General features: G+C 65.2%; 19 protein-coding genes and 1 riboswitch. Of the genes, 4 read left to right on the forward strand and 15 right to left on the reverse strand.

Annotated features, from left to right (window positions below):
* Positions 1–89: 89 nt before the first annotated feature.
* Positions 90–2,516 (reverse strand): thioredoxin domain-containing protein, encoded by a 2,427-nt coding sequence (locus BEP01S_RS00895; RefSeq protein ID WP_062239507.1) that lies wholly within the window; start codon positions 2,514–2,516, stop codon positions 90–92.
* Positions 2,517–2,648: 132 nt separating this feature from the next.
* Here BEP01S_RS00895 and BEP01S_RS00900 point away from each other — a divergent pair, with 132 nt between their 5' ends.
* Both BEP01S_RS00900 and BEP01S_RS00905 read left to right on the forward strand, forming a co-directional pair.
* Positions 2,649–3,668, forward strand: a complete 1,020-nt coding sequence (locus tag BEP01S_RS00900) for a hypothetical protein (RefSeq protein WP_062239510.1) — start codon at positions 2,649–2,651, stop codon at positions 3,666–3,668.
* A gap of 180 nt (positions 3,669–3,848) precedes the next feature.
* On the forward strand, positions 3,849–4,301 hold the full coding sequence (locus BEP01S_RS00905; RefSeq protein ID WP_039206222.1) for a pyridoxamine 5'-phosphate oxidase family protein: 453 nt from the start codon (positions 3,849–3,851) through the stop codon (positions 4,299–4,301).
* A gap of 60 nt (positions 4,302–4,361) precedes the next feature.
* On the opposite strand, the gene BEP01S_RS00910 is transcribed toward BEP01S_RS00905, so the two are convergent.
* Complete coding sequence (locus BEP01S_RS00910) at positions 4,362–5,222, reverse strand: glycerophosphodiester phosphodiesterase (protein WP_062239513.1); 861 nt, start codon at positions 5,220–5,222, stop codon at positions 4,362–4,364.
* A 338-nt stretch (positions 5,223–5,560) separates the two neighbouring features.
* Here BEP01S_RS00910 and BEP01S_RS00915 point away from each other — a divergent pair, with 338 nt between their 5' ends.
* Together BEP01S_RS00915 and BEP01S_RS00920 are read left to right on the forward strand one after the other, a co-directional pair.
* Complete coding sequence (locus tag BEP01S_RS00915) at positions 5,561–7,054, forward strand: alanine/glycine:cation symporter family protein (RefSeq protein WP_062239517.1); 1,494 nt, start codon at positions 5,561–5,563, stop codon at positions 7,052–7,054.
* 110 nt (positions 7,055–7,164) lie between these two features.
* The gene (locus BEP01S_RS00920; RefSeq protein ID WP_062239521.1) at positions 7,165–7,467 is read left to right on the forward strand and encodes a hypothetical protein; all 303 of its coding nucleotides are present in this window, start codon (positions 7,165–7,167) and stop codon (positions 7,465–7,467) included.
* An 80-nt stretch (positions 7,468–7,547) separates the two neighbouring features.
* On the opposite strand, the gene BEP01S_RS00925 is transcribed toward BEP01S_RS00920, so the two are convergent.
* The 13 genes from BEP01S_RS00925 to BEP01S_RS00985 all read right to left on the reverse strand — a co-directional run bounded on the left by BEP01S_RS00925 (position 7,548) and on the right by BEP01S_RS00985 (position 25,014).
* A complete protein-coding gene (locus BEP01S_RS00925; RefSeq protein WP_062239523.1) occupies positions 7,548–8,246 on the reverse strand; it encodes a hypothetical protein in 699 nt (232 codons plus the stop codon).
* A 264-nt stretch (positions 8,247–8,510) separates the two neighbouring features.
* Positions 8,511–8,918: an ectoine synthase gene (locus BEP01S_RS00930; protein ID WP_025778555.1), complete on the reverse strand. Its 408-nt coding sequence runs from the start codon at positions 8,916–8,918 to the stop codon at positions 8,511–8,513.
* A gap of 171 nt (positions 8,919–9,089) precedes the next feature.
* The gene (gene ectB, locus BEP01S_RS00935; RefSeq protein ID WP_062239526.1) at positions 9,090–10,382 is read right to left on the reverse strand and encodes a diaminobutyrate--2-oxoglutarate transaminase; all 1,293 of its coding nucleotides are present in this window, start codon (positions 10,380–10,382) and stop codon (positions 9,090–9,092) included.
* 161 nt (positions 10,383–10,543) lie between these two features.
* Positions 10,544–10,939 carry a diaminobutyrate acetyltransferase gene (gene ectA / locus BEP01S_RS00940; RefSeq protein ID WP_244882007.1) on the reverse strand — a complete coding sequence of 132 codons (396 nt, stop codon included), beginning with the start codon at positions 10,937–10,939 and terminating at the stop codon, positions 10,544–10,546.
* Positions 10,940–11,642: 703 nt separating this feature from the next.
* Complete coding sequence (locus tag BEP01S_RS00945) at positions 11,643–13,112, reverse strand: L-serine ammonia-lyase (protein ID WP_062239528.1); 1,470 nt, start codon at positions 13,110–13,112, stop codon at positions 11,643–11,645.
* A 232-nt stretch (positions 13,113–13,344) separates the two neighbouring features.
* Positions 13,345–13,743, reverse strand: coding sequence for a glycine cleavage system protein GcvH (gene gcvH / locus BEP01S_RS00950; RefSeq protein WP_062239531.1), 399 nt, complete (start codon positions 13,741–13,743; stop codon positions 13,345–13,347).
* A gap of 201 nt (positions 13,744–13,944) precedes the next feature.
* The gene (locus tag BEP01S_RS00955) at positions 13,945–15,207 is read right to left on the reverse strand and encodes a glycine cleavage system aminomethyltransferase GcvT (protein WP_062239533.1); all 1,263 of its coding nucleotides are present in this window, start codon (positions 15,205–15,207) and stop codon (positions 13,945–13,947) included.
* Positions 15,207–18,140 carry an aminomethyl-transferring glycine dehydrogenase gene (gcvP, locus tag BEP01S_RS00960; RefSeq protein ID WP_083532419.1) on the reverse strand — a complete coding sequence of 978 codons (2,934 nt, stop codon included), beginning with the start codon at positions 18,138–18,140 and terminating at the stop codon, positions 15,207–15,209. The genes BEP01S_RS00955 and gcvP overlap by 1 nt, the downstream gene beginning before the upstream one ends.
* A gap of 161 nt (positions 18,141–18,301) precedes the next feature.
* A riboswitch (glycine riboswitch) is annotated at positions 18,302–18,396 on the reverse strand.
* 288 nt (positions 18,397–18,684) lie between these two features.
* Complete coding sequence (locus tag BEP01S_RS00965; RefSeq protein ID WP_062239536.1) at positions 18,685–19,974, reverse strand: MFS transporter; 1,290 nt, start codon at positions 19,972–19,974, stop codon at positions 18,685–18,687.
* Positions 19,975–20,062: 88 nt separating this feature from the next.
* Positions 20,063–21,145, reverse strand: a complete 1,083-nt coding sequence (locus tag BEP01S_RS00970) for a phosphotransferase family protein (RefSeq protein ID WP_062239539.1) — start codon at positions 21,143–21,145, stop codon at positions 20,063–20,065.
* Positions 21,142–22,401 (reverse strand): acyl-CoA dehydrogenase family protein, encoded by a 1,260-nt coding sequence (locus tag BEP01S_RS00975; protein ID WP_062239543.1) that lies wholly within the window; start codon positions 22,399–22,401, stop codon positions 21,142–21,144. The genes BEP01S_RS00970 and BEP01S_RS00975 overlap by 4 nt, the downstream gene beginning before the upstream one ends.
* The gene (locus BEP01S_RS00980; RefSeq protein ID WP_062239546.1) at positions 22,398–23,177 is read right to left on the reverse strand and encodes an SDR family oxidoreductase; all 780 of its coding nucleotides are present in this window, start codon (positions 23,175–23,177) and stop codon (positions 22,398–22,400) included. Before BEP01S_RS00980 ends, BEP01S_RS00975 begins: the two co-directional genes overlap by 4 nt.
* A gap of 91 nt (positions 23,178–23,268) precedes the next feature.
* Positions 23,269–25,014, reverse strand: a complete 1,746-nt coding sequence (locus BEP01S_RS00985; protein WP_062239845.1) for a class I adenylate-forming enzyme family protein — start codon at positions 25,012–25,014, stop codon at positions 23,269–23,271.
* Positions 25,015–25,156 lie beyond the last annotated feature (142 nt).

A 25,156-nucleotide genomic window follows, 5' to 3' on the forward strand; every position in this document is an offset into this window, starting at 1 on the left:
ATTCCGCCGACGACGGAATACGGTATTTTCCCGAACATTTCCTCGACCTTTCGCCGAGGATGCACTGCGTCACTGCTGGGGTGCGCAGTTTACCCGCCCAACAGCCCAATCAGCTCCGAGGCCGTGCCCACCGGCAGCGAGCACGAGGTCCCCCGGCACACAATCGCCGTCCCCGCGGGGACTTCGACCTCCCGACCGTCCGGACCCGGCACCCCGGTCGAGGTCGTGAGCAGAGTGAGCGACGGATGTTTGGCAGCTATCCGCCCCAACGCAGCGTCAGCGGTGGCGACGCGCACGGGCGACAGGGCTCGCTCGGCCTGCCACAGCGCGTGGCCGCACCCGCGCGGAGCTTGACCGGCAAGTGCCCGATAGACGCCGAGCAGCCGGTCCCGGACCTCCAACAGCCGTCCCGTACCCAGCGCAGCCTCCTCGCCCGATGGCTCGGTCCCATCCGCGAGCTTTGCCGCGCCCGATTCCGAACCGCCAGAAGCCGCAGCCTCGACGCCGAGTTCGGCGAGCAGCAACACGGCCTCGGCGGCCGCCGAGCGTCCCGACGGCACGGTGTTGTCGACAGGGTCCGCCGACTTCACGTCGATGATCCCGTCACCGAGCGAATCGACTGCCTCAAGCACCCCGTCGCCCCGTTCGAAGGTGAAGAGGTTGAGCACCGTCGCACCGAGGTCGACCAGATCGTCCACCCTCACCGAGGTGGCCCCATCCGACAGCTGCCGGACCGTGATCCCCGCGGTGATGAGTTGGGCCCAGTCGGCAAGTCCTCCCCGCCCGGGTCCGGCGATACCGTCGGTGAAGCTGCGCCGCACATCGAATCCAGCCGGTCCGGCTGCGTCCACTGGTTCGGATGCGCCCACCTGCTCGAACCGGTCGTGCATCGCTGCCCAGAACCGCACCGCGGTCCTCCCCCACTCAACCGCCGGCACACTTACGTTCTCCATGGCAGAACCATCCGCACCACCCGAGTCCTCAACGTCGGCATCGATATACAGGGCCGCCTCGGCGAGGGCGGTGATGGCCAGGGCATTCCACTCGGTGATGATCTTCTCATCGCGGGCCGGCTGCGCACGTCGGGCGCGGATCGCCGCCAGCGTCTCCCGCTGGGCCCGAGTCGCGTCGATGTCCCAGGGCGCGGGGTGCTCGGCGTCGAAGGGCACGTCTTCCATGCCGAGCCAGTCGATGATGCGCACGGCCGCGACCACCTGGCCGGATAGTTCGCCCCCGGCCGGGGAATCGACAAGCCCGAACAGACCGGCCTGCCCGGCTTCCGCGAATTCCTCGGGGGTGAAGACGTAGGCTGCGCCCTCTTCGGAGTCTCCCGCCGAGTTGAGCGAATCCGCGTCGAGTGCGGCGATGAACCCGTCGTCGGTCGACAGGTCGCTGATCAGGAAGTTCGCGGTGTCGGCGATCTCGCGTTCGGCCAATGCGAGCCATTTGGACGCCGGGTCCAGGGTGCGTTCGACCTTCGCCCAGGCGACGACGGCGCGCAGGTAGAGGGCGTTGTCGTAGAGCATCTTCTCGAAGTGCGGCACGAACCACTGCCGGTCGACGCTGTAGCGGGCGATTCCACCTCGCACCTGGTCGCGCATGCCGCCGCTGGCGATCCGAGCCAGCGTCGAACGCACCGCGATGAGGCAGTCGAGGACGAGTTCGCCGGTCAGGTGCCCGTCGGCGCCGAGCCAGCCGAGCCGTCCTTCGGCCCGGACCCGATCCATCGGATGTTCAGCGGCCGCTCCCCCGTTCGTCGAGGCGGTCCCACCGGTTCCCGGGCGCGCCGAAGCACTGTCGTCCGCTCCCTCACCCGCCGAGGCGGTCCCGCCCAAGCGCACGAACGCCGCAAGGAGCTGGAGGACGTTCATCATCGGCGGAAACTTCGGGGCGCCGCCGAATCCGCCCCATGCCGGATCGTACGAATCGAGCAGCGCTGCGGCGGCGGAATCGAGTTCGTCGGGGGTCAGCGACTCCGCGGCCGCCTCGGCGGGGAGCGCACTGGTCACGGCATCGGCCATCTCGGCCAGGCCACGGTCCATTCGGGCCGTCATCTGGTTGACCTCGTCGCGGCGGTCCGTCCACGTCGCCGATACGGCCGAGAGCACCTGCGTGAACGCAGGCAGATTACCCCGCGGCGCGGGCGGGAAGTAAGTGCCGGCATAGAAGGGACTGCCGGCAGGTGTTGCGAAGATCGTCATCGGCCATCCGCCCTGACCGGTCATCGCCTGCAGGGCGTTCATGTAGTAGGCGTCGATGTCCGGCAGTTCCTCCCGGTCGATCTTCACGGGCACGAACCGGTCGTTCATCATCGCCGCGACTGCTTCGTCCTCGAAGGATTCGTGGGCCATGACATGACACCAATGGCAGGTGGAGTAGCCGATCGAGATGAGGAGAGGGACGTCACGGCGGGCCGCCTCGGCGAGGGTTTCCTTCGTCCACATCCGCCAGTCCACGGGATTGTCCGCGTGCGCGCGCAGGTAGGGGCTGGTCGAGTCGGCGAGTTCGTTCGGCATGACCCCAGCGTCTCATTTCGGGCGGTCTCGTGCGAGATCACGCTCAAGACAGTGCGAGATCACGCTCAAGACAGTGCGAGATCTTCCCCATTCAGCCGACAAGGGAACTGGTTTTTATGGGAGCATGAGGCCATGACCACCGCATCGAACACCGACTCCCACAACCCGAGAATCGGCCTTGACGCCCGCAAGATGGCCATCACCGCCGTTGCCGCCGTCGTCTTCCTCGTCACTTGGGTCGCCGCCGAGCTCCTCGAGACCATGGCGCAGGATGCCTTTGTGTCGTCACCGGGACCGAGCCTCCTGCATCTGGCACTCATCGCCGTCTCCGGCGCAGCTGCGATCACAGTCGGCAGGGACTTTCGCCCGATTCCCCGCAGCGTGTTCATCGTCGTCACCGTGTTCCTCTGCGCAATCGCGTTGCTGAAGTCGATCTTCACCATCGACGCGTTCGGCACGGATACCGAGGGCTTGGCCGACGCTTCCATGCTCCTCTCGGTCCTCGACATCCTGAATCTCATCGTGGCGGTGGCCTTCCCGATCGTTGTGGCCCTTGCCCTGGCCGCGGTCACGGCTCGACTCGTCCCCATCGCCGAGGCAGCCGCCCCTGCAGTCCTCCGCCGCCGTTCCCGTCACGCCGCCATCGGGTTGTTCGCTGCGACCGGAATCGTGTTCCTCGTCTGGTTGCTGCGAACCATGTTCGTCGACGCCATGTTCCTGTTCGAGTACGGTGATGCCGTCAATGCTCTGGGCGCCGCAGTCGGGCTCGTCTCCGCCGTCGCCGCCCTGCGGATCATCGCCGAGTCTCGGTCGCTGCCGGCCGATGAGCCGGCCCTCGGGTCGTCTTCTTCCGGCACCACACCGCGATCTGCTCGCACTCTGGCGTTCGTCGTCATCGCCTGCGGACTGCTTCTGTGCCTGGAGTCGACCTTGCTCGCCGTCGGATATCCACCGGCCCTCACCCTGGGATACCCGGGTTGGGTTGTCTCCATGTTCGGCTTCGTACTCGGCAGCCTCGTGCTCGCGGTCCGCACTTTCAACTGCGCTCCGACTGACGACGCCCAGACCCGCGACGAAGAGTCTGCCCTATCCGGCGACGAGGAGAGCGACAAGTCCCACGACCGCACGATCCGCCGGCCCGCCCACGACTGAGCCGGCCCGCGACTGCCGCAGACTGCTCGCCCACAGCTGAGCCGCCCCACGTGGTGAGACCACATCATCCGACGGGCAAACACCCCTTCCTCCTCAGCCGCGCTTCTTCTACACTATGTAGAACTCAGCGAGAAGGGAACCGAACACGGTGACCACCGCTGTCGGACAAGGAGGACGACCATGAGCACCGAATCACCCTGGACCCTCGACGCCAAGGACTGCTGGGAGCACCTGCGGTCGACCACAGTCGGCCGACTGGCGGTCATCGTCGATGACGCCCCGGAGATCTTCCCGGTCAACTTCACCGTCGAGCATTCCGCTCTTGTCATCCGCACCGGGGACGGCACGAAGATCGACGCCTTGCGCAGTCATCCCCGCGTCGCCTTCGAGATCGACGGCGTCGATGAGGAGACCGCATTCAGCGTCGTCGTCAAAGGCGATGCGAAGGAGATCACCGCTCCCGACGACCTGCGCAGCACCGTCTCGCTCGACGTCTCCCCGCTGCAGCCCGGCACGAAGAATCACTTCGTCCGGATCCTCGCCGAGGAGGTCACCGGCCGCAGCTTCCCCGTGACCGATCCGACGACGTGGAAGTCAGCTCTCAGCGACGTGGCGCGCGCTCAGCACGAGTGACCGATGCGGCGCGTTCGGGCATTGTGATTCGAACTCGAACGCTGGGGCAGCGCCGGGTCATCAGAGAGCTTCGACGACCTCGACGAGGCGGTCAGGGGCGTTGGTGATGATGCCGTCGGCGCCGACGTCGATGGCCCGTTCGATCTCGCCGAGGTCATCGACCGTCCACACCAGGCTCGTCATTCCGAGTTCGTGGATGGCCGTGAGGAACTCCTCGTCGGCGGCGCAGAACTCGGGGTTGACCTGGTCGACCCATTCGGCGAAGTCCTGGAGTTCGTCCGGGCACGGGCGACCGAGCACTCCGACCGGGATCTCCGGGGTGAGTCCGTGGAACTCTTCGACGAATGCCCAGTTCGCGGACTGGACGACGAGCATGCCGGCGGCCAAAGCCCGGTCGAGATAGTTCGGCACGGCGCGCAGGGCGGTCACGATCGCCTCGGCGATTCCGGGATAGATCTCGGGGTGCTTGACCTCGAGCAGCAGACCGGTGCGGGTGTCGTGTGCGAGAGTGAGCACCTCGGCGAGACGGGGCACACGGATCCCGGCGAATTCCTCACCTTTCCAGCTTCCGGCATCGAGCGTGGCGATCTGGGCGGCGTTCATGCCGGCGATGCTGCGGTCTTGACGATTCGGGTACAGGGTGCGGGCGTCGGTGGTACGATCGACGGTCGTGTCGTGCATGATCACGAGCTCACCGTCGGCGCTCATGTGGACGTCGGTCTCGATCATGTCTGCGCCCTGGTCGATGCCGGCGATGAACGCGGGGATCGTGTTCTCCGGCCAGTCGGCGGACGCACCTCGGTGTGCGATGACCAGGGGCGGGACCCGAACGCGGGCGGGATCGATCACGGTATCGGTGACGCCGGTGCTGAGGTCGCGGGGCGAGTGATCGGAGGTGGGGGTGGCGAGGGTGATGGGCATTTCAGAACTCCTCCACGGAGACTGCGGGCGGCATTCGGGCTCCGGATCCAACTGCTGCACGGTGGCCGAACGATGAGTACTAGGCCGCCCAGATTAGGCGGCCCGAGCAAGTTCCGGATGATGCGCGAGTGGACGGAACATGAATCCTGACGGTGTCGGCACTGGCCGTCGCCTGGGCTGACGCTGACTCGGCCGAAAGGGAATGTCGCACTTCGGGCAGGGGCCACTGCCACAACCTCGGGAGCAAGGGTGGCAGACTGGGAGTAACCACGGACGGAGTTCTCGCGCACTGCACCTCCGATCCTCTCCAGCACGATTGCCGAAGGAGGCGCAGTTCGATGGAGCTACTCCAAAGTGTGTTTGACAGTGTCAGCGGAGTGTCGTCATACGTCCTCGTCGCTGTTCTCATCCCCACAGGTCTGTATTTCACTATCCGCACGGGAGCGGTGCAGGTCCGCCTGCTGCCCGAGATGTTCCGCACCCTGACCGAGCCGGGCGGACGGGATTCCGAGGGCAACCGGAACATCTCGCCGTTCCGCGCATTCTCGATCTCTGCAGCCTCGCGGGTGGGAACGGCGAACATCGCCGGTGTCGCCTTAGCGATCTCGCTCGGTGGTCCGGGTGCGATGTTCTGGATGTGGCTGACGGCCATCGTAGGCGGCGCCACGGCCTTCGCCGAATCGGCTCTCGGCCAGCTGTACAAGCTCAAGGACGGCCCGAACTTCCGCGGCGGTCCTGCCTACTACATCAGGCACGGGCTGAATATGAAGTGGCTCGGACTGGTCTTCGCCGTCATCGTCGCCATCACCTACGGCATCGTATTCAACTCGGTGCAGTCGAACTCCATCGTCGACGCCGTCGGGGCGTCCTTCGGAGTCGAGAGTTCGGACGGCGTCTTCGCTGCCGTGGCCGGCGCGATCATCGCCGTCGCCGCCTTCGCGATCTTCGCGGGCGGCGCCAAGCGCATCTCGAACATCTCGGCATACTTGGTGCCGATCATGGCCGGCCTCTACCTCATCGTCGGCATCATCGTCGTGGTGATGAACATCGGTGCCGTGCCGTCGATGATCGCCACGATCGTCACCGACGCGTTCAGCATGGATTCGATCGCCGGTGGAACGCTGGGATCGATCATGCTCATCGGTGTGCAGCGCGGCCTGTTCTCCAATGAGGCCGGTATCGGTTCGGTGCCGAACGCCGCGGCCACGGCCTCGGCGTCGCACCCGGCCAAGCAGGGTTTCTTGCAGGCTCTGGGCGTGTACTTCGATACGATCCTCGTCTGCTCGATCACCGCATTCATCATCCTGCTGTCGAATCCGGAGTACGGCAGCTCCGCTGAGGGCATCCAGCTCACGCAGACGGCGCTGAGCGGGCAGCTCGGGCAGTGGGCGATCCACTTCCTGACCTTGGCGATCTTCCTCTTCGCGTTCTCGTCGATCCTCGGCAACTACTACTACGGCGAGGCGAACATCGAGCACCTGACGACGAACCGTGTCGCGCTGCGCGTGTATCAGGTCATCGTCATGGTCTCGGTGTTCATCGGTGCGATCGCGGCCCTTGACCTGGTGTGGACCGCGGCCAATATCTTCATGGCGATCATGGCTCTAATCAACCTCTTCGCCCTGCTGATGCTCTCACCGCTGGTGTTCTCGCTGTTGAAGAACTACCAGAAGCAGCGCAAGGCCGGCTTCGAACCGGTATTCCGCCGCGGGGATCTGCCGACGTTCAAGCGCATCAACACCGAGGTCGACGCCTGGGACGGCACCGACGAGGTCACCACGGCCAAGTTCTGGCACGATCGCGGAAAGAAGGTGCGCTCCGACAACGAGTGAGGCTGTCGAACAGCAGTCGACAACCCACATCGGGCGCTCCCTTTCGGGGCGCCCGATGTGTATTCATTCCCCGAACCCAGAAGCAGTCCCCTGGCCCTAAGGAGGTCCCGATGAGTATCGATCGCGCTGAGTTGGCGAACGCCCTCGCCGAGGCGACCGGATGGTCGGTCTCGGCCGATACCCACCGAGTGACGTTCATAAATGATGATCCACCGCAGGTGGTCATCTGGACCGTCACCGATTCCGAGATCGGTCAGCTGATGTACAACGAGAATCGCCGCGCCCAGGGTTACGGAGGGAAGAGGACTGCCGATCTGGGTGCCTTGTGGCTCCCCCCCCTCATGGAAGCGCTGGACCCGTTCGACGGCTCCCGAGGATATATGGACGGGACAGACGTGACCGTTTACGAGTGATTCTGGTCAGCGAAAGATGGAACGGCCCGAGCAGAGTGCACTGCTCGGGCCGTTCCGTCTGGTGTAGTCGCGACTAACGGTCAGCGCTTGACCGACTTCGAGGTGGCGCTGGTCGCCCAGCTGACCTGGCTGAAGGTGACGCGGTAGTACCGCTTGCTCTTCGACTTCACCTTGTAGACGGCCTTGCCCTTCTTCGAGGAGACCGTCTTCAGGGTCTTCCATTTGCTGCCGGACTTAACCTGGAACTTCACCTTCGGGCTGTACTTGATCTTGCCGTAGTGCTCCGGGTGATAGACCTTCGTCGATGAGGTCAGAGTGACGGTGCTGCCTTTGCGTTTCGAGGACAGCGAAGCGTATGTCTTGCCTCGAACGTAGAAGGAACCCTTGGTGTAGTCGGTGCGGTAATAGGAATCGTCAAAGTCCCAGCTGTCCGCTGAAACGCTGGAAGGTCCCAGCACATATTTGCCCAGACCGTCGTACCACGGGCAGATATAGGTATGGGTCCGGCTTGTGTTTCCGCTATCGCTAAACCAAACACTATCGACCCAGCTGCCATTGCGAGTGATATCAACATCAACATCCCAATACTTGCTATTGGTCTTCTTGTGTTTCATGTACACATCAACGTATTTGCAACCATCGTTCGAAACGACGATGCTACTGGCTGACAATTTGGTGACGTCGAACTTGGTGCTCGCAGCCTCGGCGGAGACAGCTGGGCCAACCGCAAGAGCAATGGCGGCAACGGACGCGACGAAGGCGCGCTTGAGGAACTTCATGGTGACTCCAACTGAAGATGAAACGGAAGGGGATGCCTGAGTCGGAGTCAACGAATGTGCAGTCGGCAACGAGAAGTCACGAAACTTGAAAGTTGTATGACCGAAGATTATCACAACTGAAGTCAGCTCGGCTCCCATTCAACAGCGCCCCTCAAGCCCACAACTCAACCACACGCAAAGGCGGCCCGAGCGCAATGCTCGGGCCGCCTCGGCGAGTGAAGCTCAGTCGGCTTTCGCCGACTCAGCGTTCAAAGGGGAACTGAATCAGTTCGCGGGTGCTGCTTCATCCTCGAGGATGAGGGGGTACACGCCGTTCTCATCGTGAACCTCGCGACCGGTGACCGGCGGGTTGAACACGCAGGCCATGCGCAGCTCTTCCTCGGCCACGACGGTGTGCTTCTCGTTTCCGTCGAGGAGGTACATGACGCCATCGTGGAGCGGGTATTCCTTCCCGGTCTCCAGGTCGGTCAGCGTTCCCTTGCCCTGCACGCAGTACACGGCTTCGACGTGGTTCTGGTAGTGGAACGTGGAGGTGGTTCCTGCGTAGATCACGGTGTCGTGGAACGAGAATCCGACGCGTTCCTTGCCGAGCACCATGCGGCGGCTGCGCCAGGTCTCGGACTTCACATCGCGGTCGGTGTCGTTGAGGTCATCGCGGTTGACTACGTACATTTGTGGTCCTTTCGCAAAAGGTCGGTGAAAGTGTTCAGGGGTTGGGCCGCGGGCCTCCGTCTCACTTCAACGGCTCCCGTCGGCCCGGTTGGGCGATCGAGCAGGTGAGCTCGAATCCGCCCAAAGCTCGGGCCGGCGCCACAGTTGCGACGCCGGCCCGGCAGAGGTGGGTCAGGCCAGTGCGGCCTTCGCAGCGGCGGGAGCGAACTTGAGCACTCCGGCCTCGATGATGTCCAGGCCTGCCTGCAGATCGCGCGAGTCGATCGTCAGCGGCGGCATGATCTTGATGACTTCGTCATCGGCGCCCGAGGTCTCGAGCAGGAGACCGTTCTCGAAGGCATAGGCGGCGACCTTCTCAGCCACTTCGAGGTCTTCGAAGCAGACGCCGGCCAGCAGACCACGTCCGCGGATCGATGCACCTTCGGCTTTCTCGACGATTCCGTCAAGACGCTGGTGCAGAGCGGCGATGGTGTCGGCAAGCTGATTCTGGAACTCGTTGTCGGCCCAGAAGGTCTTGATGGCGGCGGTCGCGGTGACGAACGCGGGGTTGTTTCCGCGGAAGGTGCCGTTGTGCTCGCCGGGCTCCCAGACGTCGAGCTCGGGACGGAACAGAGTCAGTGCCAGCGGCAGACCCGAACCGGAGATCGACTTCGACAGGCAGACGATGTCGGGCTCGATGCCAGCCTCTTCGAAGCTGAAGAACGAGCCGGTGCGGCCGCAGCCGGCCTGCACGTCATCGACGATGAGGAGGATCTCGTGCTTCTTGCACAGATCGGACAGGGCGCGCAGCCATTCGGCGCGAGCGGCACGGAGTCCGCCCTCGCCCTGCACGGTCTCGACGATGACGGCGGCGGGCTTGTCGACGCCCGAGCCGGAGTCCTCGAGAACCTTCTCCAGCCACAGGAAGTCCGGAACCTCGCCGTCGAAGTAGTCGTCATAGGGAATCTTCGAGCTGTTGGTCAGCGGGATGCCTGCGCCTTCTCGCTTCATCGAGTTGCCGGTCACCGACAGCGATCCCAGCGTCATACCGTGGAACGCGTTGGTGAACGAGAGCATGTGCTGGCGACCGGTCACCTTGCGAGCGAGCTTGAGCGCCGCCTCGACGGTGTTGGTTCCCGTCGGTCCGGGGAACATGACGGAATAGTCGAGTCCGCGCGGCTTGAGGATGAGGTCCTGGAAGGTCTGCAGGAACTCACGCTTGGCCGGGGTCTTCATGTCCATCGAGTGCAGAACGGCACCCGACTGCAGGTATTCGATGAGCGGGCCCATCACGGCCGGGTTGTTGTGGCCGTAATTGAGCGCGCCGGCGCCGGAGAAGAAGTCGAGGTATTCGTTGCCGTCTTCGTCCCACTGCTTGGCACCTTGTGAACGGGCGAAGGTGGCGGGCCAGGAACGGCAGTAGCTGCGCACGGCAGACTCGCGAGTTTCGAAGATGTCGGGCTTGTCAGAAGGTGTTTCGGTCATCTTTGGAGTCCTTTCGACTTCTTGATTGTGCGGCTGCATCGTGTGCAGTCGCCGAGGCGGTGGCCGCTGCCGCTCATTACGGGCGTTTCCTTCCGCCTCCTGGCACCCGTCGCGTTCGCTCCCTTGAAGCAGAGGGCTGCGGGGTGCCGGGGTGGGGCTCGCTACAGGGGTGCGATCTCGTAGAGGTACTCGGTGTCGTGGCCGTCCGGGTACAGGTCCGGAGTGAACAGCGGGCGACGGTCGAAACCGGCTCCGCGCTTCTCAGCGAACGCCTGGAACAGACGGTTGGACGCCGCGTTGTCATCGGTGATCGTCGTCTCCATGCGGAGAGCGCCGGTGCGATCGGCCAGCTCGTGGAGCATGGTCGATGCGAGTCCGTGTCCTCGGAAGTTCTCGTTGACGGCGACCTGCCAGATCATCAGGGTCTCCGGATTCTCCGGACGGGTGTACCCGGTGATGAAGCCGGCGGGCTCTCCGTCGATTCGCGCGATCACCGAGGTGTCCGCGAAGTCGCGGCACCACAGCAGGTACGAGTACGAGGAGTTCAGATCGAGCACGGCTGTATCTTTCGCGAGCCGCCATAGATGTTGCCCGTCCTCCAGCTCGGGAGTCCGGACGTCGATTTGCGTCTTCGGTTCAGCGAGTGCGTTAATCACGCCAACAAACCTAGCGGGATGAGATTGAGCGTCAACCTCGAAACCGTCGATTTCGGGGCACTTCCGCAACGATCGTCCCGACCTACTGACATGTAACAGACCCGGCCTTCCCCATGGCATCGTTGGGATGTGACGGGGCGCTCCTTCGCGCTCATACCGCGCCGGAGGTTCGTTATCGTTTCGTTACATTTGGATGTAGTTGGAACAAGGGTTCCACGTGTTCCATGTCACTTCGGTCGAATTGGGACAGCAAGGAAGCCTGTTGCTCGATTGTGCGTTCTGAGGCTCTGTGAGCGGGTTCGCGGCGGCTGCGAGGTAGTTCGCGCAGGCGCGAAGGTGTCCGCGCAGCGCCGTCATCAGCCGGATGTTGCGCGCCTGCCACCGCCGACACGATTTAAGTGTGCGAAGAATGTCGCTGAGAGGCCGATTTTCGGCATTCTTCGCACACTTAACTCTTTCTCCCCGCTGCTTCAGGCCGCTGCAGAGGTACGGAAGTAGATGAGTGCGCGAAGCCGGCTCGAGAGGCCGCGACTCAGGTGAGCGCCGCTTGCCTGGCTCCGAACCTCAGACGCACTGACCTCAGCACTCGACGACCCGGCCTACCTCAGCACTCGACGACGTTGACGGCGAGCCCGCCCATCGCCGTCTCCTTGTACTTCGAGGACATGTCCGCGCCGGTCTGGCGCATCGTCTCGATCACTTCGTCGAGGCTGACCCGGTGCTGGCCATCGCCCCACAGCGCCATGCGGGAGGCGTTGATGGCCTTGCCGGCGGCGATCGCATTGCGTTCGATGCACGGTACCTGCACGAGTCCGGAGATCGGATCGCAGGTCAGGCCCAGGTTGTGCTCCATGGCGATCTCGGCGGCGTTCTCCACCTGCTCGGGTGTCCCGCCCATGACGGCTGCCAGTCCCCCGGCGGCCATCGACGAGGCGGATCCGACCTCACCCTGGCAGCCCACCTCGGCGCCGGAGATCGACGCCCGTTCCTTGTACAGGACTCCGATTGCCGCCGCGGTGAGCAGGAAGTCGACGATCGCCCGATGCTTCGCGGACTCGCCGCCCTCCATCACAGCAGGAACGTAGTTGAGCGCATAGTGCAGCACGGCGGGGATGATGCCCGCCGCCCCGTTCGTGGGTGCCGTGACGACGCGGCCGCCTGATGCATTCTCCTCATTCACGGCCATCGCGATGAGGTTGACCCACTCGAGGTAGAAGCCGGGATCCCGGTCGGGGTCCTCGGCCTTGAGTTTGAGGTACCAGTCGTGCGCGCGGCGGCGGACCTTCAGACCACCGGGCAGATAGCCCGAGCGGTCCAGGGACGCCGAAGCGCATTCCTCCATCACCGAATAGATGTGCAGCAGGCCGTGCCGGATCTCGTCTTCCTCACGCATCGATAGTTCGTTGGCGTGCATGATCTCGGCGATCGACAGGTCGTTCTCGCGGCAGCGCTCTAGCAGCTCGACGCCGGAGTGGAAGGGATACGGCAGCTCTTCGTCATAGGACTCGAGTTCGGCGTCGACGACCGAATCCGCGACCGCGAACTCGGCATCGCCGTCTCCCGCGTCCGCCTTCGCGGTCTTCTCCTTGTCGAGGAACTCGGTCTCCGAGGTCACGAATCCCCCGCCCACGGAGTAGTAGGTTTCCTCGGCGAGGGTCTCCCCCGCGGCGTCGTAGGCGGTCACGGTCATGGCGTTCGTGTGGCGCGGCAGCACGGTCAGGGGTCGTTTGACCATGTCATCCTCGGTGAACTTGAGTTCGACACCGTTGCCGGTCGAGTCGCCGAGGATGATCGTCCCGGTCTCGGACATCCGCGTCCGCCGGGCGGTGAGTTCGTTGGCTTCGATGAGGTCGGGGCGGCAGCCTTCGAGGCCGATGAGAATGGCGTCGAAGGTTCCGTGACCGGCACCGGTCGCGGCCAGGGATCCGAATACGTCGACCCGCAGATCCGCCACGGATCCAAGCGTTTCGCCGAGGAGGTCGATGAAGCTCGCGCCAGCACGCATCGGTCCGACGGTGTGTGAGCTCGACGGTCCGATGCCGACTGTGAAGAGGTCGAAGACACTCAATGGCATGGCAATCACTTCGTTTCTGATGAGATGACGACGGGGCCGACCGAGCAGCCGTGCACTCACGTGCAGGGCGAGTCGGTGCCGACAATGCGTCGGCACCGACCTCGACCGACCCCGCTTCAGGGTTTGCATCCTCCACCCGGAGGCTCCGCCTCGAAAGGCTGTCCCGTCAGGCAGCCCCGCAGGGCTGTCCACACCGGGACGGGTGAGACTCATGCGAGCCTCACAACGAGTCTCAGAGGGAGTTCGCCTCGGCGTAGCCGGCGGCGTCCATGACTTCGCCGACCTCGGTCACGGCGACCTCGAACAGCCAGCCCTCACCGTAGGGGTCGGAGTTGAGCAGTCCGGGTGAGTCCACGGCCGCCTCGTTGATGGTGATGACTTCACCGGTCACGGGGGTGTAGAGGTCGGACACGGACTTCGTGGATTCGACCTCACCACAGGTCTCACCTGCGGTGATGGTGTCGCCGACCTCGGGCAGGTCGACGTAGACGACCTCGCCGAGGGCATCGGCGGCAACCGCGGTGATGCCGACCTTGACGGTCTTGCCGACGAGTTCATCGGCGGCGCCGTCGACCCATTCGTGCTCGGCGGAGTAGGTGAAGTTCTGTGGGAGCGGGGGCAGCTGTGCCATGTGTCTTCCTTACTGCGCCCCGCGGTTCGGCCGGGGCTGCGACGTGGTTGGGCAGGTCAGTCCAGTGTACGAGTCACGCATCTGACCTTGGTGAACTCTGGGTGAGCGATTCTCACCTCCGCCGAGGCGGACCTCCCGCACCCGTAGGGATCGGTCGGTTCCGTACGGTCCGGTGGGGCCGCCTCGGCGAGGGTGTGCGGCTCAGTTGGCGCGGCGTTTGTAGAACGGCAGGGCGGTGACGGTGAAGTCGTGGGCCTTGCCGCGGATGTCGACGGTTACGGCGGTGCCCACCTCGGCGCGATCCCGGTCGATGTAGGCCAGCGCGATCGGGTGGCCGAGCGTCGGTGCGGGCTGACCGGAGGTGACGGTGCCGACTTCGGTGCCGTCGACGGACACGGCTGCTCCCGAACGGGCGGCGCGGCGTCCTTCCGAGGTCAGGCCGACGAGCACGCGCGGAGGTTCGGTCTGACCGAGTTCGGCAAGCTTCTCGCGGGCGAAGAAATCGTCCTTCGTCTTGAACCCGATCATCCGTCCCAGTCCTGCATCGAACGGGGTGGTGTTCTGGTCGAGTTCGTTGCCGTAGAGCGGCATTCCCGCTTCCAGGCGCAGCGAATCGCGCGCGGCCAGACCGCAGGGCACGAGCCCGTAGTCGGCTCCGGCGGTCACGAGCGACTCCCACAGGCGGGCGGCACCGCGGCTCGGCAGGTAGAGCTCGAATCCGTCCTCGCCGGTGTATCCGGTGCGGGCGAGCATGAGGTCGATCCCGGCGATCGTCAGCGGCATCCACGCGTAGTACTTCAGCTCGCGCACTGCCTCACCGATGGTGATCGTCTCATCCCCCGCCGAGGTGGCTCCCCCGTTGGCCTCGTCCGTGACCTGGGCCTTTGCCACGTCACCGGCGCCGGTGCGGGGTCCGAATTCGCCGTCGGCGGAGTCGTCGAGGGCGCGCAGGATGATGGCTTCGGAGTTCGGTCCCTGTACGGCGATGAGCGCGGTGTCGCCGGATTCGTCGGTCAGGCGCACATCCGATCCGGGTGCCACGGTCTGCAGGAAGTGCTGCAGACGCTCGGTCAGCGCCGTCACCACGGCAGGCGTGTTCGAGGCATTGGGGACGATGAGGAACTCTTCGTCGCCGATGCGGTAGGTGATGAGGTCATCGAGGAGTCCGCCGGCCTCGTTGACGATGACACCGTACTTGGCTTTGCCGATCTTCATCGTCGAGTACTTCGCGACGAGCGCGTAGTCGAGGAAGGCGGCGGCGTCGGCTCCGCTGATGAGCACCTCACCCATGTGGGAGAGGTCGAACAGGCCTGCGGCCTCACGCACGGCACGGTGTTCTGCGAGCTCCGAACCGTACTTCAGCGGCATGTCCCAGCCGCCGAAGTCGGTGAAGGATGCGCCGAGGTCAGCGTGGACGCTGTGCAGCGGGGTCTCTTTGGGGGCGTTGGCATTCTGATCAGTCATCAGTTGTCCTCTTCCTCGAACTCTTCGAAGGCCTCTGGCGGCGGGCAGGAGCACACCAGGTTGCGGTCGCCGTAGGCTCCGTCGATACGGCTGACCGGCGGGAAGTACTTCGTCAGGCGCAGGCTCGGAACCGGGAACACGGCGGTCTCACGCGAGTATTCGGCATCCCAGTCGTCCATCACGACGGTCGCCGGGTGCGGAGCGAGTGCCAGCGGCGACTCTTCGTAGGAGTACGCCTTGCCGATCTGGTCGATCTCGGCACGGATGGTGCGCATGGCCTCGATGAAGCGGTCGAGCTCTTCCTTGTCCTCGGACTCGGTCGGTTCGACCATGAGGGTGCCGGGGACCGGGAAGGCCAGGGTCGGGGCGTGGAAGCCGAAGTCGACGAGGCGCTTGCAGACATCCTCGGCGGTGACTCCCGTGGCCGCGGTGATGGCGCGGAGGTCGAGGATCGTCTCGTGTCCGACGAGTCCGTTCTCACCCGAGTAGAGGATCGGGTAGACGTCGCCGAGCTTCTTCGCCAGGTAGTTCGCACCCAGCAGCGCAGCCCGTGAGGCTTCGCGCAGTCCCTCGGCGCCCATGAGTTCGAGGTAGGCGAAGCTGATCGGCAGGACGCCGGCGGAGCCGAACATCGAGGCCGAGATCGGCAGTTCCTTGGCCTCCGGGTCACCGGCGACGAGCAGCGGATCGGTGGCGTCACCCGGCAGGTAGGGCGCGAGGTGTTCGCGCACTGCGACGGGTCCGACGCCCGGACCGCCGCCTCCGTGAGGGATGCAGAAAGTCTTGTGCAGGTTGAGGTGGGAGACGTCGCCGCCGAATTCGCCGGGCTTGGCGAGGCCGACCATGGCGTTGAGGTTCGCACCGTCGACATAGACCTGGCCGCCGGCGGCGTGGACCTTCTCGCAGACCTCGCGGACCTGCGGTTCGAACACACCGTGCGTCGACGGGTAGGTGATCATGATGCCGGCGATCTTGCCTTCGTGCTTGGCGATCTTCGCATCGAGGTCGTCCATGTCCACGGATCCGTCATCGGCGGTGGCAACAACTTGGACCTGGAGTCCGGCGAGCACTGCCGAGGCGGCGTTCGTGCCGTGTGCCGACTGCGGGATGAGCACGACGGTGCGGGCGTCATCGCCGCCCGCCACATGGTAGGAGCGGATGGCGAGCAGACCGGCCAGCTCACCCTGGGATCCGGCGTTGGGCTGCAGCGACACGCGGTCGTAGCCGGTGACCTCGACGAGCGAGTCTTCGAGGCGGGTGATGAGCTTCCGCCAGCCCTGGGTCTGCTCGACCGGGGCGAAGGGGTGGATGGAGGCGAATTCCGGCCAGGTGATGGGTTCCATCTCGGCGGCGGCGTTGAGCTTCATCGTGCACGAGCCCAGCGGGATCATCGTCCGGTCCAGTGCCAGGTCCCGGTCGGCCAGGGTGCGCAGGTAGCGCATCATCGAGGTCTCGGAGCCGTGGGCGCTGAAGACGGGGTGGGTGAGGAATTCGGTGTCCCGGTGGAACTTCGCGTCGAACGCGGGTTCCGGCACGGCGTTGGCTCCGAAGGTTCCCGCCGAGGCGGCTTCGAAGTCGTCCGCGTCGACCCGGGCATAGATGCCGAGGGCTTCGAGCAGGCCGTTGGCGTCGGCCACGGTGTGGGGCTCGCCGAAGGAGACGCCGACGGTCGAGTCGTCGATGACACGGATGTTGAATCCGGCCTGGTCGGCGACGTAGCGGGCGGCTTCGGAATCGGCGACCCGAAGTGCCACGGTGTCGAAGAACTCCCAGGTGACCACCTCGGCACCAGGGGCGGTGTCCGCGGCCTTCGCAAAGGCGTGGGCCAGGCGGTGGATGCGGGAGGCGATGCGGGTCAGGCCGACCGGGCCGTGGTAGACGGCGTACATGGAGGCGACGTTGGCGAGCAGCGCCTGCGCGGTGCAGATGTTGCTCGTCGCCTTCTGGCGGCGGATGTGCTGTTCGCGGGTCTGCAGGGCCAGGCGGTAGCCGGGCTTGCCCTGGGCGTCCTTCGACACTCCGACGAGGCGGCCGGGCAGCTGACGCTGGAGTCCGGACTTCACGGCCATGAAGCCGGCGTGGGGGCCGCCGAAGAACAGGGGCACACCGAAACGCTGTGCCGAGCCGACGGCGATGTCCGCACCCTGGGAGGCGGGGTCCTTGAGCAGGGTGAGGGCGAGCAGGTCGGCGTCGAAGGTCACGAGTGCGCCGCGGTCATGCGCGCCGTCGACGGCTTCGGTGAAGTCGCGGATAGCGCCGGTGGTGCCGGGCTGGGCGCAGACGATGCCGAAGATGTCTTCGCCGACGAGGCCTTCGGCGAGGTCGGCAACGGCGACGCGGAAGTCCATGGCCTTGGCGCGGGCACGGACGACGGCGATGGTCTGCGGGTGGAGTTCGGAGTCGAGGACGACGGTTGTCCCCTTCTTCACGGCGCGACGCATCAGCAGGACCGCCTCGGCGACGGCGGTGGCCTCATCGAGGAGGGAGGCGTTGGCGATGTCGAGGCCGGTGAGGTCCTGGACGACCTGCTGGAAGTTCAGCAGCGCTTCGAGGCGGCCCTGGGAGATCTCGGGCTGGTACGGCGTGTAGGCGGTGTACCAGGCGGGGTTCTCGACGAGGTTGCGGCGGATGACTGCCGGGGTGATCGTGTCGTAGTAGCCCTGACCGATGAGCTGGGTGCGCATGACGTTCTGACCGGCGAGCTCGCGCAGGTCGTTGAGAACGTCGAACTCGGAGCGGCCTGCGGGCAGGTTGAGCTCTTCGTTCTGGATGGATTCGGGGACGGCAGCGGCCGAGAGGGCTTCCAGGGAGTCATAGCCGAGTTCGGCGAGCATGGCCTGGGCATCATCGGCGCGGGGGCCGATGTGGCGGTCGGAGAAGGGGCGTGCGGTGTCCCCTGTTGCCTGCGTCGTATGGGCGAGTGAACTGGTCAATTGCCGTCCTAGGGTCGGTGTCGCGCCCACCGATAGGAGGACGCAGCGATCACTGAGTGTCCTCCCCGATCTGTCGGAGCTGCGGCCTGCCCTGCCTCCGTTTCGTGCGCTCTTCGGCGCGGAATCGGCTGCAGTCGGGACTCGCTGTCCTTCAGATATGCCTGCAATCGGTGGTACTGGGCCTGAGAGTTTCCCGGGGAGGGAATTGCACCTACGGCGCTGCTCGGAATCCCGGCAGCTCTCCCACGTCTTGTCTTAGCGGCGTATGAAGTTGTGTGCAGAACCGCGTGGAACTGCGCCTCCGATTCTAGTGAATGAAATCACCCCCGACAAACCCCGGGCTGGCCCCCTCACTATGACCACTCTTCCAACCGCAGCGAGGACCAGCTCCCCACGGCAGCACCCCTGTGACTCCCATGCAGAAATAGGTCGCTATCGGATACTTTCCTTGCTCAGAAGTATCCGATAGCGACCTGGATTCGGGGGCCGAAATCCGATAGCGACCTAAATTCGCCGAGGCGGCGCTACGGTCGCGCCGCGATGTTCAGATCGCGTTGAGGTCCTTGCCCTTCGTCTCGGGCAGCTTGACCACGGCGACGATCGTCGCCAGGCAGAGCAGAACCACCCAGCCGCTGGAGAGCCAGCTGAGGTCGAGCGAGTTGAACAGTCCGTTGAGGTACGGCGCCGTTCCACCGAACACGGCCACGGAGACCGAGTAGGCGAACCCGATTCCCTGCGTGCGAACCTTCGTCGGGAATGCCTCGGACAGGACTGCAGACAGCAGCGCACCGGCCATCGAGACGACGAGCAGAGCCAGCGTCGACGCGACGAAGAGCGTCCAGCCGGTGTCCGTGATCATGCCCATGAGCGGATACTGCAGGATCGCCATGAGGACACCGAAGCCGATGAGCACCGGCCGACGACCGATCCGGTCAGAGAGGATTCCCCAGAACGGCAATGACGCGAGAGCGATGATCTGCGCACCGACAGTCGCCCAGTAGGCGGTCTGCGCATCCATGCCACGCTCGGTGATCGCCAAGGTCGACGCGTACGACGTCCACGTGTAGTGAGCTGCGGTGATCCCCGAGGTCATGAGCACGACGAGGATGATCGCGCGAACCACACGCCCACGATCCAGCGGAGTCGGAGCGACGACTTCCTCAGCTTCGTCGGCTTCGAAGACATCGCTTTCAACCATTCCGCGGCGCATCCACAGTGCGACGAGCGCCAGCAGACCACCGAGAGCGAACGGAATCCTCCACGCCCAATCACTGACCGCGGCTTCGGAGAAGACATTCGTGATCACTCCGCCGATGGTGTAGGCGACGACCGAGCCGCCGAAAATCGCGACGAAGACGATGCTGCCCCAGAATCCGCGCTTATGGGCCGGGGCGATCTCGGCGATGTAGGAGTTCGCAGTCGCCGACTCTCCGCCGTGAGCGAAGCCCTGGGCAACCCGGATGACGAGCAGAATGAGGGAAGCGAAGACGCCGATCTGGCCGTAGGTCGGCAGGACGGCGATGAGGAACGAACCGCCTGCCATGATGAGCATCGTGACGATGAGGACGAACTTGCGACCCTTCACATCGGCGATCTTGCCGAACACGATCCCGCCCAGGGGTCTCATGAGGAACCCGACGGCGAAGACACCGAGGGTCGCGAGGACGGAGGAGACTGTGTCCTCGCTGTTGAACATCGCGGCGGCGATGAAGGGCGTGAACACCGCGTAGGCGCTCCACTCGTACCATTCGAGGATATTGCCGATGGTGCTCGCGACGACGGATCGCCGTTTCACCTGCAGAGGCACCTTCGTCTCTGCGATCGTATCGGTCATGGCTTCCTTTCCACTGCTTCATTGGAGGTGGTGCTGTATATATCTGTGGTAGTGCTCGGTGGTGCAGATACTCCTATCTCGCTCGCCGTCACACGACGGTGGCGGCGATGGCTTCGGCGGCTGCGATGAGTTCGGGGACCCCGGTTTCGAGGCTGCCGGTGAAGTCACCGGCCGACGGTGCCTCTCCGTTGAGCCACCTGGTGTAGATGGCTTCGCTGAAGATCGCGGCCTTCCACAGCGCGAAGGCCTCGTACCAGGGCAGCCCGGACAGATCGAGGCCCGTCTTCTGCTGGTAACGATCGGCGAGTTCGGAACGGGTGAGGAACCCTTCCCCCGCCGTGACCGGGGTGAGGTCCATGACCGTGCGCGGATGCGCGCGGTCGGTGTAGGTGACGAGGAAGTAGCCGAGGTCGGCGAGCGGATCGCCGAGGGTCGACATCTCCCAGTCGAGGATCGCTGCGACCTCGACCGGTGTCGAGGACGCGATCATTGCGTTTCCGGCACGGTAGTCGCCATGGACGACCGCGTGCCGCTGAGTGGCCGGAATGTTCGCGGCCAACCACTCACCGAGGCGGCTGACCTGGGGCAGCGACCGCTGAGTGTTCTTCTCCCAGAGGGAGGCGAACAGCTTCACCTGGCGCTCCAGGTATCCGTCCGGTCGACCAAGCGCGGCGACTTCGGGAACGGTGACGTCGACAGAGTGGAGGTCGACGAGGCGGTCGACGAGGGCTTCGCTCAGGGCTCGACGGTCGGCCGCCTCGGCGAGGAAATCGGGCAGGGTGTCGGTGACGACGGTGCCCGGCACGAAATCCATGATGTAGAACGGAACGCCGAGGACCGATTCGTCCTCGCAGACGTGGAGGATCGTGGGCACGGCCACTCCCTGAGCGCCGAGGACCTCCTGGATCTTCGCCTCCCGGACCATGTCGTGAGTCGATTTCGGGATCGGCGGGCGCGGTCCGCGTCGGAGCACGACGTCGAGGTCACCGCGACGGATCCGGAACGTCACGTTCGACTGGCCTTCGCCGATGCGGTCCCAGCGGATAGGTCCCGAACCGAGCCCCTGGGCATCGAGGTAGTCGGTGAGGACGTCGACGATGAGCAGCGGCGGAGCGGACAGGGCGCGCGCCTCGGCGGCAGTGTCAACGACGTCGACGAGCTTCTCGGTCATCGTGCCTCCCCTACGTCGTCGAGACGAGGTGCACCTGCGGCGACTTCCTTGCGGCGCTTCGATGACGCGCGGCGGGAGATCGCGAACTTGTGCGTCTCGGTGGCACCGTCGTAGATGCGGAACGGACGGACGTCGTTGAGGTACTGGATCAGCGGCAACTGGTCGGAGACGCCGTCGCCGCCGGTGAGCTGGATGGCCCGATCGATGACACGGTAGACGGCTTCGGAGCAGTAGACCTTCGCGATCGAAGATCTGGAGTTCGCTTCCTTCGCATCGGTGGCGAGCACTTCGGAGGTCTTCGTGATCATCGCGTCAGAGGTTTCGATGTCGATGACCGACTGCGCGATGAGCTCCTGCGCGAGGCCCTGACGTGCGAGGACGTCGCCGAATGCCTCGCGATGTTCGGCACGGTCGAGTGCCGTGTCCAGCGCGCGGCGGGCCAGTCCCAGCCACCGCATGCAGTGCGTGAGGCGGGCGGGTGCCAGGCGCACCTGGGCGTAGGCGAAGCCCTTGCCGGGTTCGCCGAGGATCGCCGAGGCGGGGACGCGAACGTCGTCGAAGTGGACGTAGGGGTGGCCGCCGGCGATGGTGCGATCGACAGTGTGGATCGACCGGCCGACACTGACGCCGGGGGTGTCTTTGGGTACGAGGAACATCGTGGCGGCCTGGCCCTTGCGAGCCTGAGCTGAACCGGACCCGTCGCCGATCTCGGCGGAGTCCTCGGCGTCGGTGGCGGCCATGACGATGAAGAAGCTGCTCAGTTCAGCCCCGGAGATAAAGCGCTTGTCGCCGTTGATGACCCATTCGTCGCCGTCCTTGACCGCGCGGGTCGCCAGCGCCGACGGGTCGGAACCGGTGCCCGGGTGGGGTTCGGTCATGGCGAAGGAGGAGCGGACGTCGCCGGCGGCCAGCGGGGCGAGGAACCGCTCCTTCTGCTCCTGCGTGCCGATCTGGGCCAGCATGTGCATATTGCCCTCATCGGGTGCCATGCAGTTGAGAACGGCGGGCCCGATCGGCGAGTATCCTGCCTCCTGGAACACCGGGGACCAGAATTCGATCGACACGCCCTGGCCACCCCACTCGGTGGGCACGTGTGGAGCGAAGACTCCGGCCTCCTTGGCTTTGGCCTTGAGGTCGGTCAGGACCGCTTCGTCGAGGTAGTCCCCGGGATGGGGCTCGGCGGGCATGACCACGTCGCGGATGAAGGTGCGTGTGCGCTGGCGCAGCTCTTCGACGTCTGCTGGAATGTGGCTCATGCTGTGCCTCCTGCTGTGATGAGTCCGCCGTCGGCGGTGAGGATCTGGGCGGTGATCCAGTCGGAGTCGGACGACGTAAGGTAGGCCGCAGCTGCACCGATGTCCTCGGGAGTGCCGAGCCGGCCGGCCGGATAGGCGGCGGTGACTTCGGCTTCTCTGCCTTCATAGAGCGCGGTGGCGAAGCGGGTCTTGACGACAGCAGGGGCGATTCCGTTGACGCGGATATCGGGTCCGAGTTCGACGGCAAGGGTCTTCACGAGGTGGGCCACGGCGGCCTTCGAGACGCCGTAGAGGCCGATGCCCTTGCTCGGATTCTGGCCGGCGACCGAGGAGATGGACAGGATCCGACCCTTGTTCTCCCGGAACTTCAGTCCCTCGTGATGGACGGCCCCCTGGATCCAGGCCAGAGTGCCGAGGACGTTGACCTCGAGGATCTTGCGGGCGGCATCGAGCTCGATGTCGACAGTGTCACCGTAGACCGGGTTGATGCCGACGTTCGTGACGAGGACGTCGAGGCGCCCGTACTTCTTCGCGATAGTGTCGAAGGCCTCGGTTCGGTGGGCCGGGTCATCGGCCTTGCCCGCGATGCCGATCGCAGTGTCCTCGGGGAATTCGGCGACGGTCTCGGCCAGCGGTTCGGGCTTGCGTGCGGTGAGGACGACGGTCGCTCCTTCGGCCTGCAGTCTCCGGGCGATGCCGAGGCCGATGCCGCGGCTCGATCCCGTGACGAGGGCGACCTGGCCCTCGAAACGGCGTCCGAACGATGATTCGCTCATTGCTTCTCCTATGTTGCGGGTTCTCTGTCTATGGGGCCGGTCAGGGACTGTGCCTGTCCTCGGTAGGGCCGCCTCGGTGACGGCACGATCGTCAGTTCTCGGCGGTCGTCTCGCGGCCGGAGTCTCGCAGCAGCCTGCGTTGGATCTTTCCGGTGTGCGTCTTCGGCAGGTCTGACATAACGTGGACGGTGCGCGGGTACTTGTACGCTGCGAGGCGTTCCTTAGCGAAGGCGATGAGTTCCTCGGCGCCGGCGGTCTGTCCGGCACGCAGGGAGACGTAGGCGACGACGGTCTCGCCGCGGTAGTCGTCGGGCTGGCCGACGACGGCGGCTTCGAGCACGGCGGGGTGCTCGTAGAGGACGTCTTCGACCTCGCGCGGCCACACCTTGTAGCCGGAGGCGTTGATCTGGTCCTTGATCCGATCGACGAGATAGATCCACCCGGCATCATCCATAACGCCGACGTCGCCGGTGCGCAACCAGCCCTCGTCGAAGGCCGCCTCGTTGGCTTCGGGCTTGCCGAGGTAGCCGGGCGTGATCTGAGGCCCACGCAGCTCGAGTTCACCGGCGGTGGAATGGGTGACGACGGTTCCGTCGGCGATGTCGACGATGCGGGCTTCGAGTCCGGGGAACGGCACGCCGATGGCCAGGGTGTCCGTGGCCGGGTCGACGGGCGCCTCCGTGTTCGGCGGGACTCCGATGACCGCGGAAGCGGTTTCGGTCATCCCGTAGATGTTGTGGATGTAGTGGCCGAACCGGTTCCGGAATCGCTCGACCGTGGCCGGCGGCACGGGCGCGCCTCCCGAGTAGAGGAACCGGATGCTCTGCAGGTCCTCGGCTGTGGCCGATTCGTGTTCGAGCAGGGCGTTGTAGACGGTGATCGAGCCGATGGTCACGGTGACCTTGTCATCACGGATGGCGGTGACGATCTTGTCCGCGTTGACGCGGCCGATGAAGTCGAGCGTGATCGGGAAGATCAGCGAGGTCGCCGCGCAGGCGACGGCTCCGGTGATGTGGAAGAGCGGGGCGATGGCGAGCATGACGTCGCCTTCGCCGAGGTTCAGCCACGCTCCGTATGACCGGGCCACGGCGAGCACATTGCGGTGGGTGCCGACGGCGCCTTTGGCCGGTCCGGTAGTGCCTGATGTGTAGGTGAGCAGGGCGGCGTCGTCGAGGCCCGGCAGCAGTTCGGTGCGGTGGTCGGGCGCGTTGGTGCGCTGGGAGGCGAGAAAGGGACCCCACGAATCGACGGCGATCCCGGACTCGGCGGGGGTCGCCTCGGCGGGGGTGGTTCCTGACTCACGGGAGGCAGTGGTCTGGGCGTCGACCACGAGGTCGCCAGGGTCGCGGTCGTATTCGTCGTCATCGGTGGTGAGCACCCAGGTCAGGGATCCGCCGGCGAGGGTCTCGCGGACCTGGCCGAGGTCTGCTTCGTCGCAGATGATCGCCGAGGCGGCCGAATCGTCGATGAGCGCGCGCAGTTCGCGTCCGCGGTACATGGGGTTGAGGACGAGGGGGACGACGCCGATCTTCCAGGCCGCGAGCAGCGCCACGGCGAACTGCGGGACGTTCTGGAGGTAGACGCCGACGATGTTCGACTTCTGCAGGCCGCGGGAGAGGAACCCGGCGGCGAGCGCCTCGGCTTCACGGTCGATGTCGGCGGTGGTGAACCTGCGGCCACGGTAGGTCACGGCGATCTGACTTGGGGCCGCCTCGACGCGGGCATTCCACGCATGGGCCGTGGATGCGTCGTGGATCTCCGGCGTCTCACCGACTCCGGCGGGGTAGAGCCGCGTCCACACATGCTGCGTGGTGGTGGAAGTGCTGTCGGCTGTCATCTGACTGTCGCCCTTCGTCATATCGTGACCGGAACATCTCCGTTTCGGCCGACCGAGCGCTCGCTCGGTTAGTTCTGTATCGTATGTCACACGATGGCCGGGCGCAAGGACGGCCAGGCATGACTGTCGACCGCTCAGGCAG

Source organism: Brevibacterium epidermidis NBRC 14811 (assembly GCF_001570805.1).
Classification (GTDB): Bacteria; Actinomycetota; Actinomycetes; order Actinomycetales; family Brevibacteriaceae; genus Brevibacterium; species Brevibacterium epidermidis.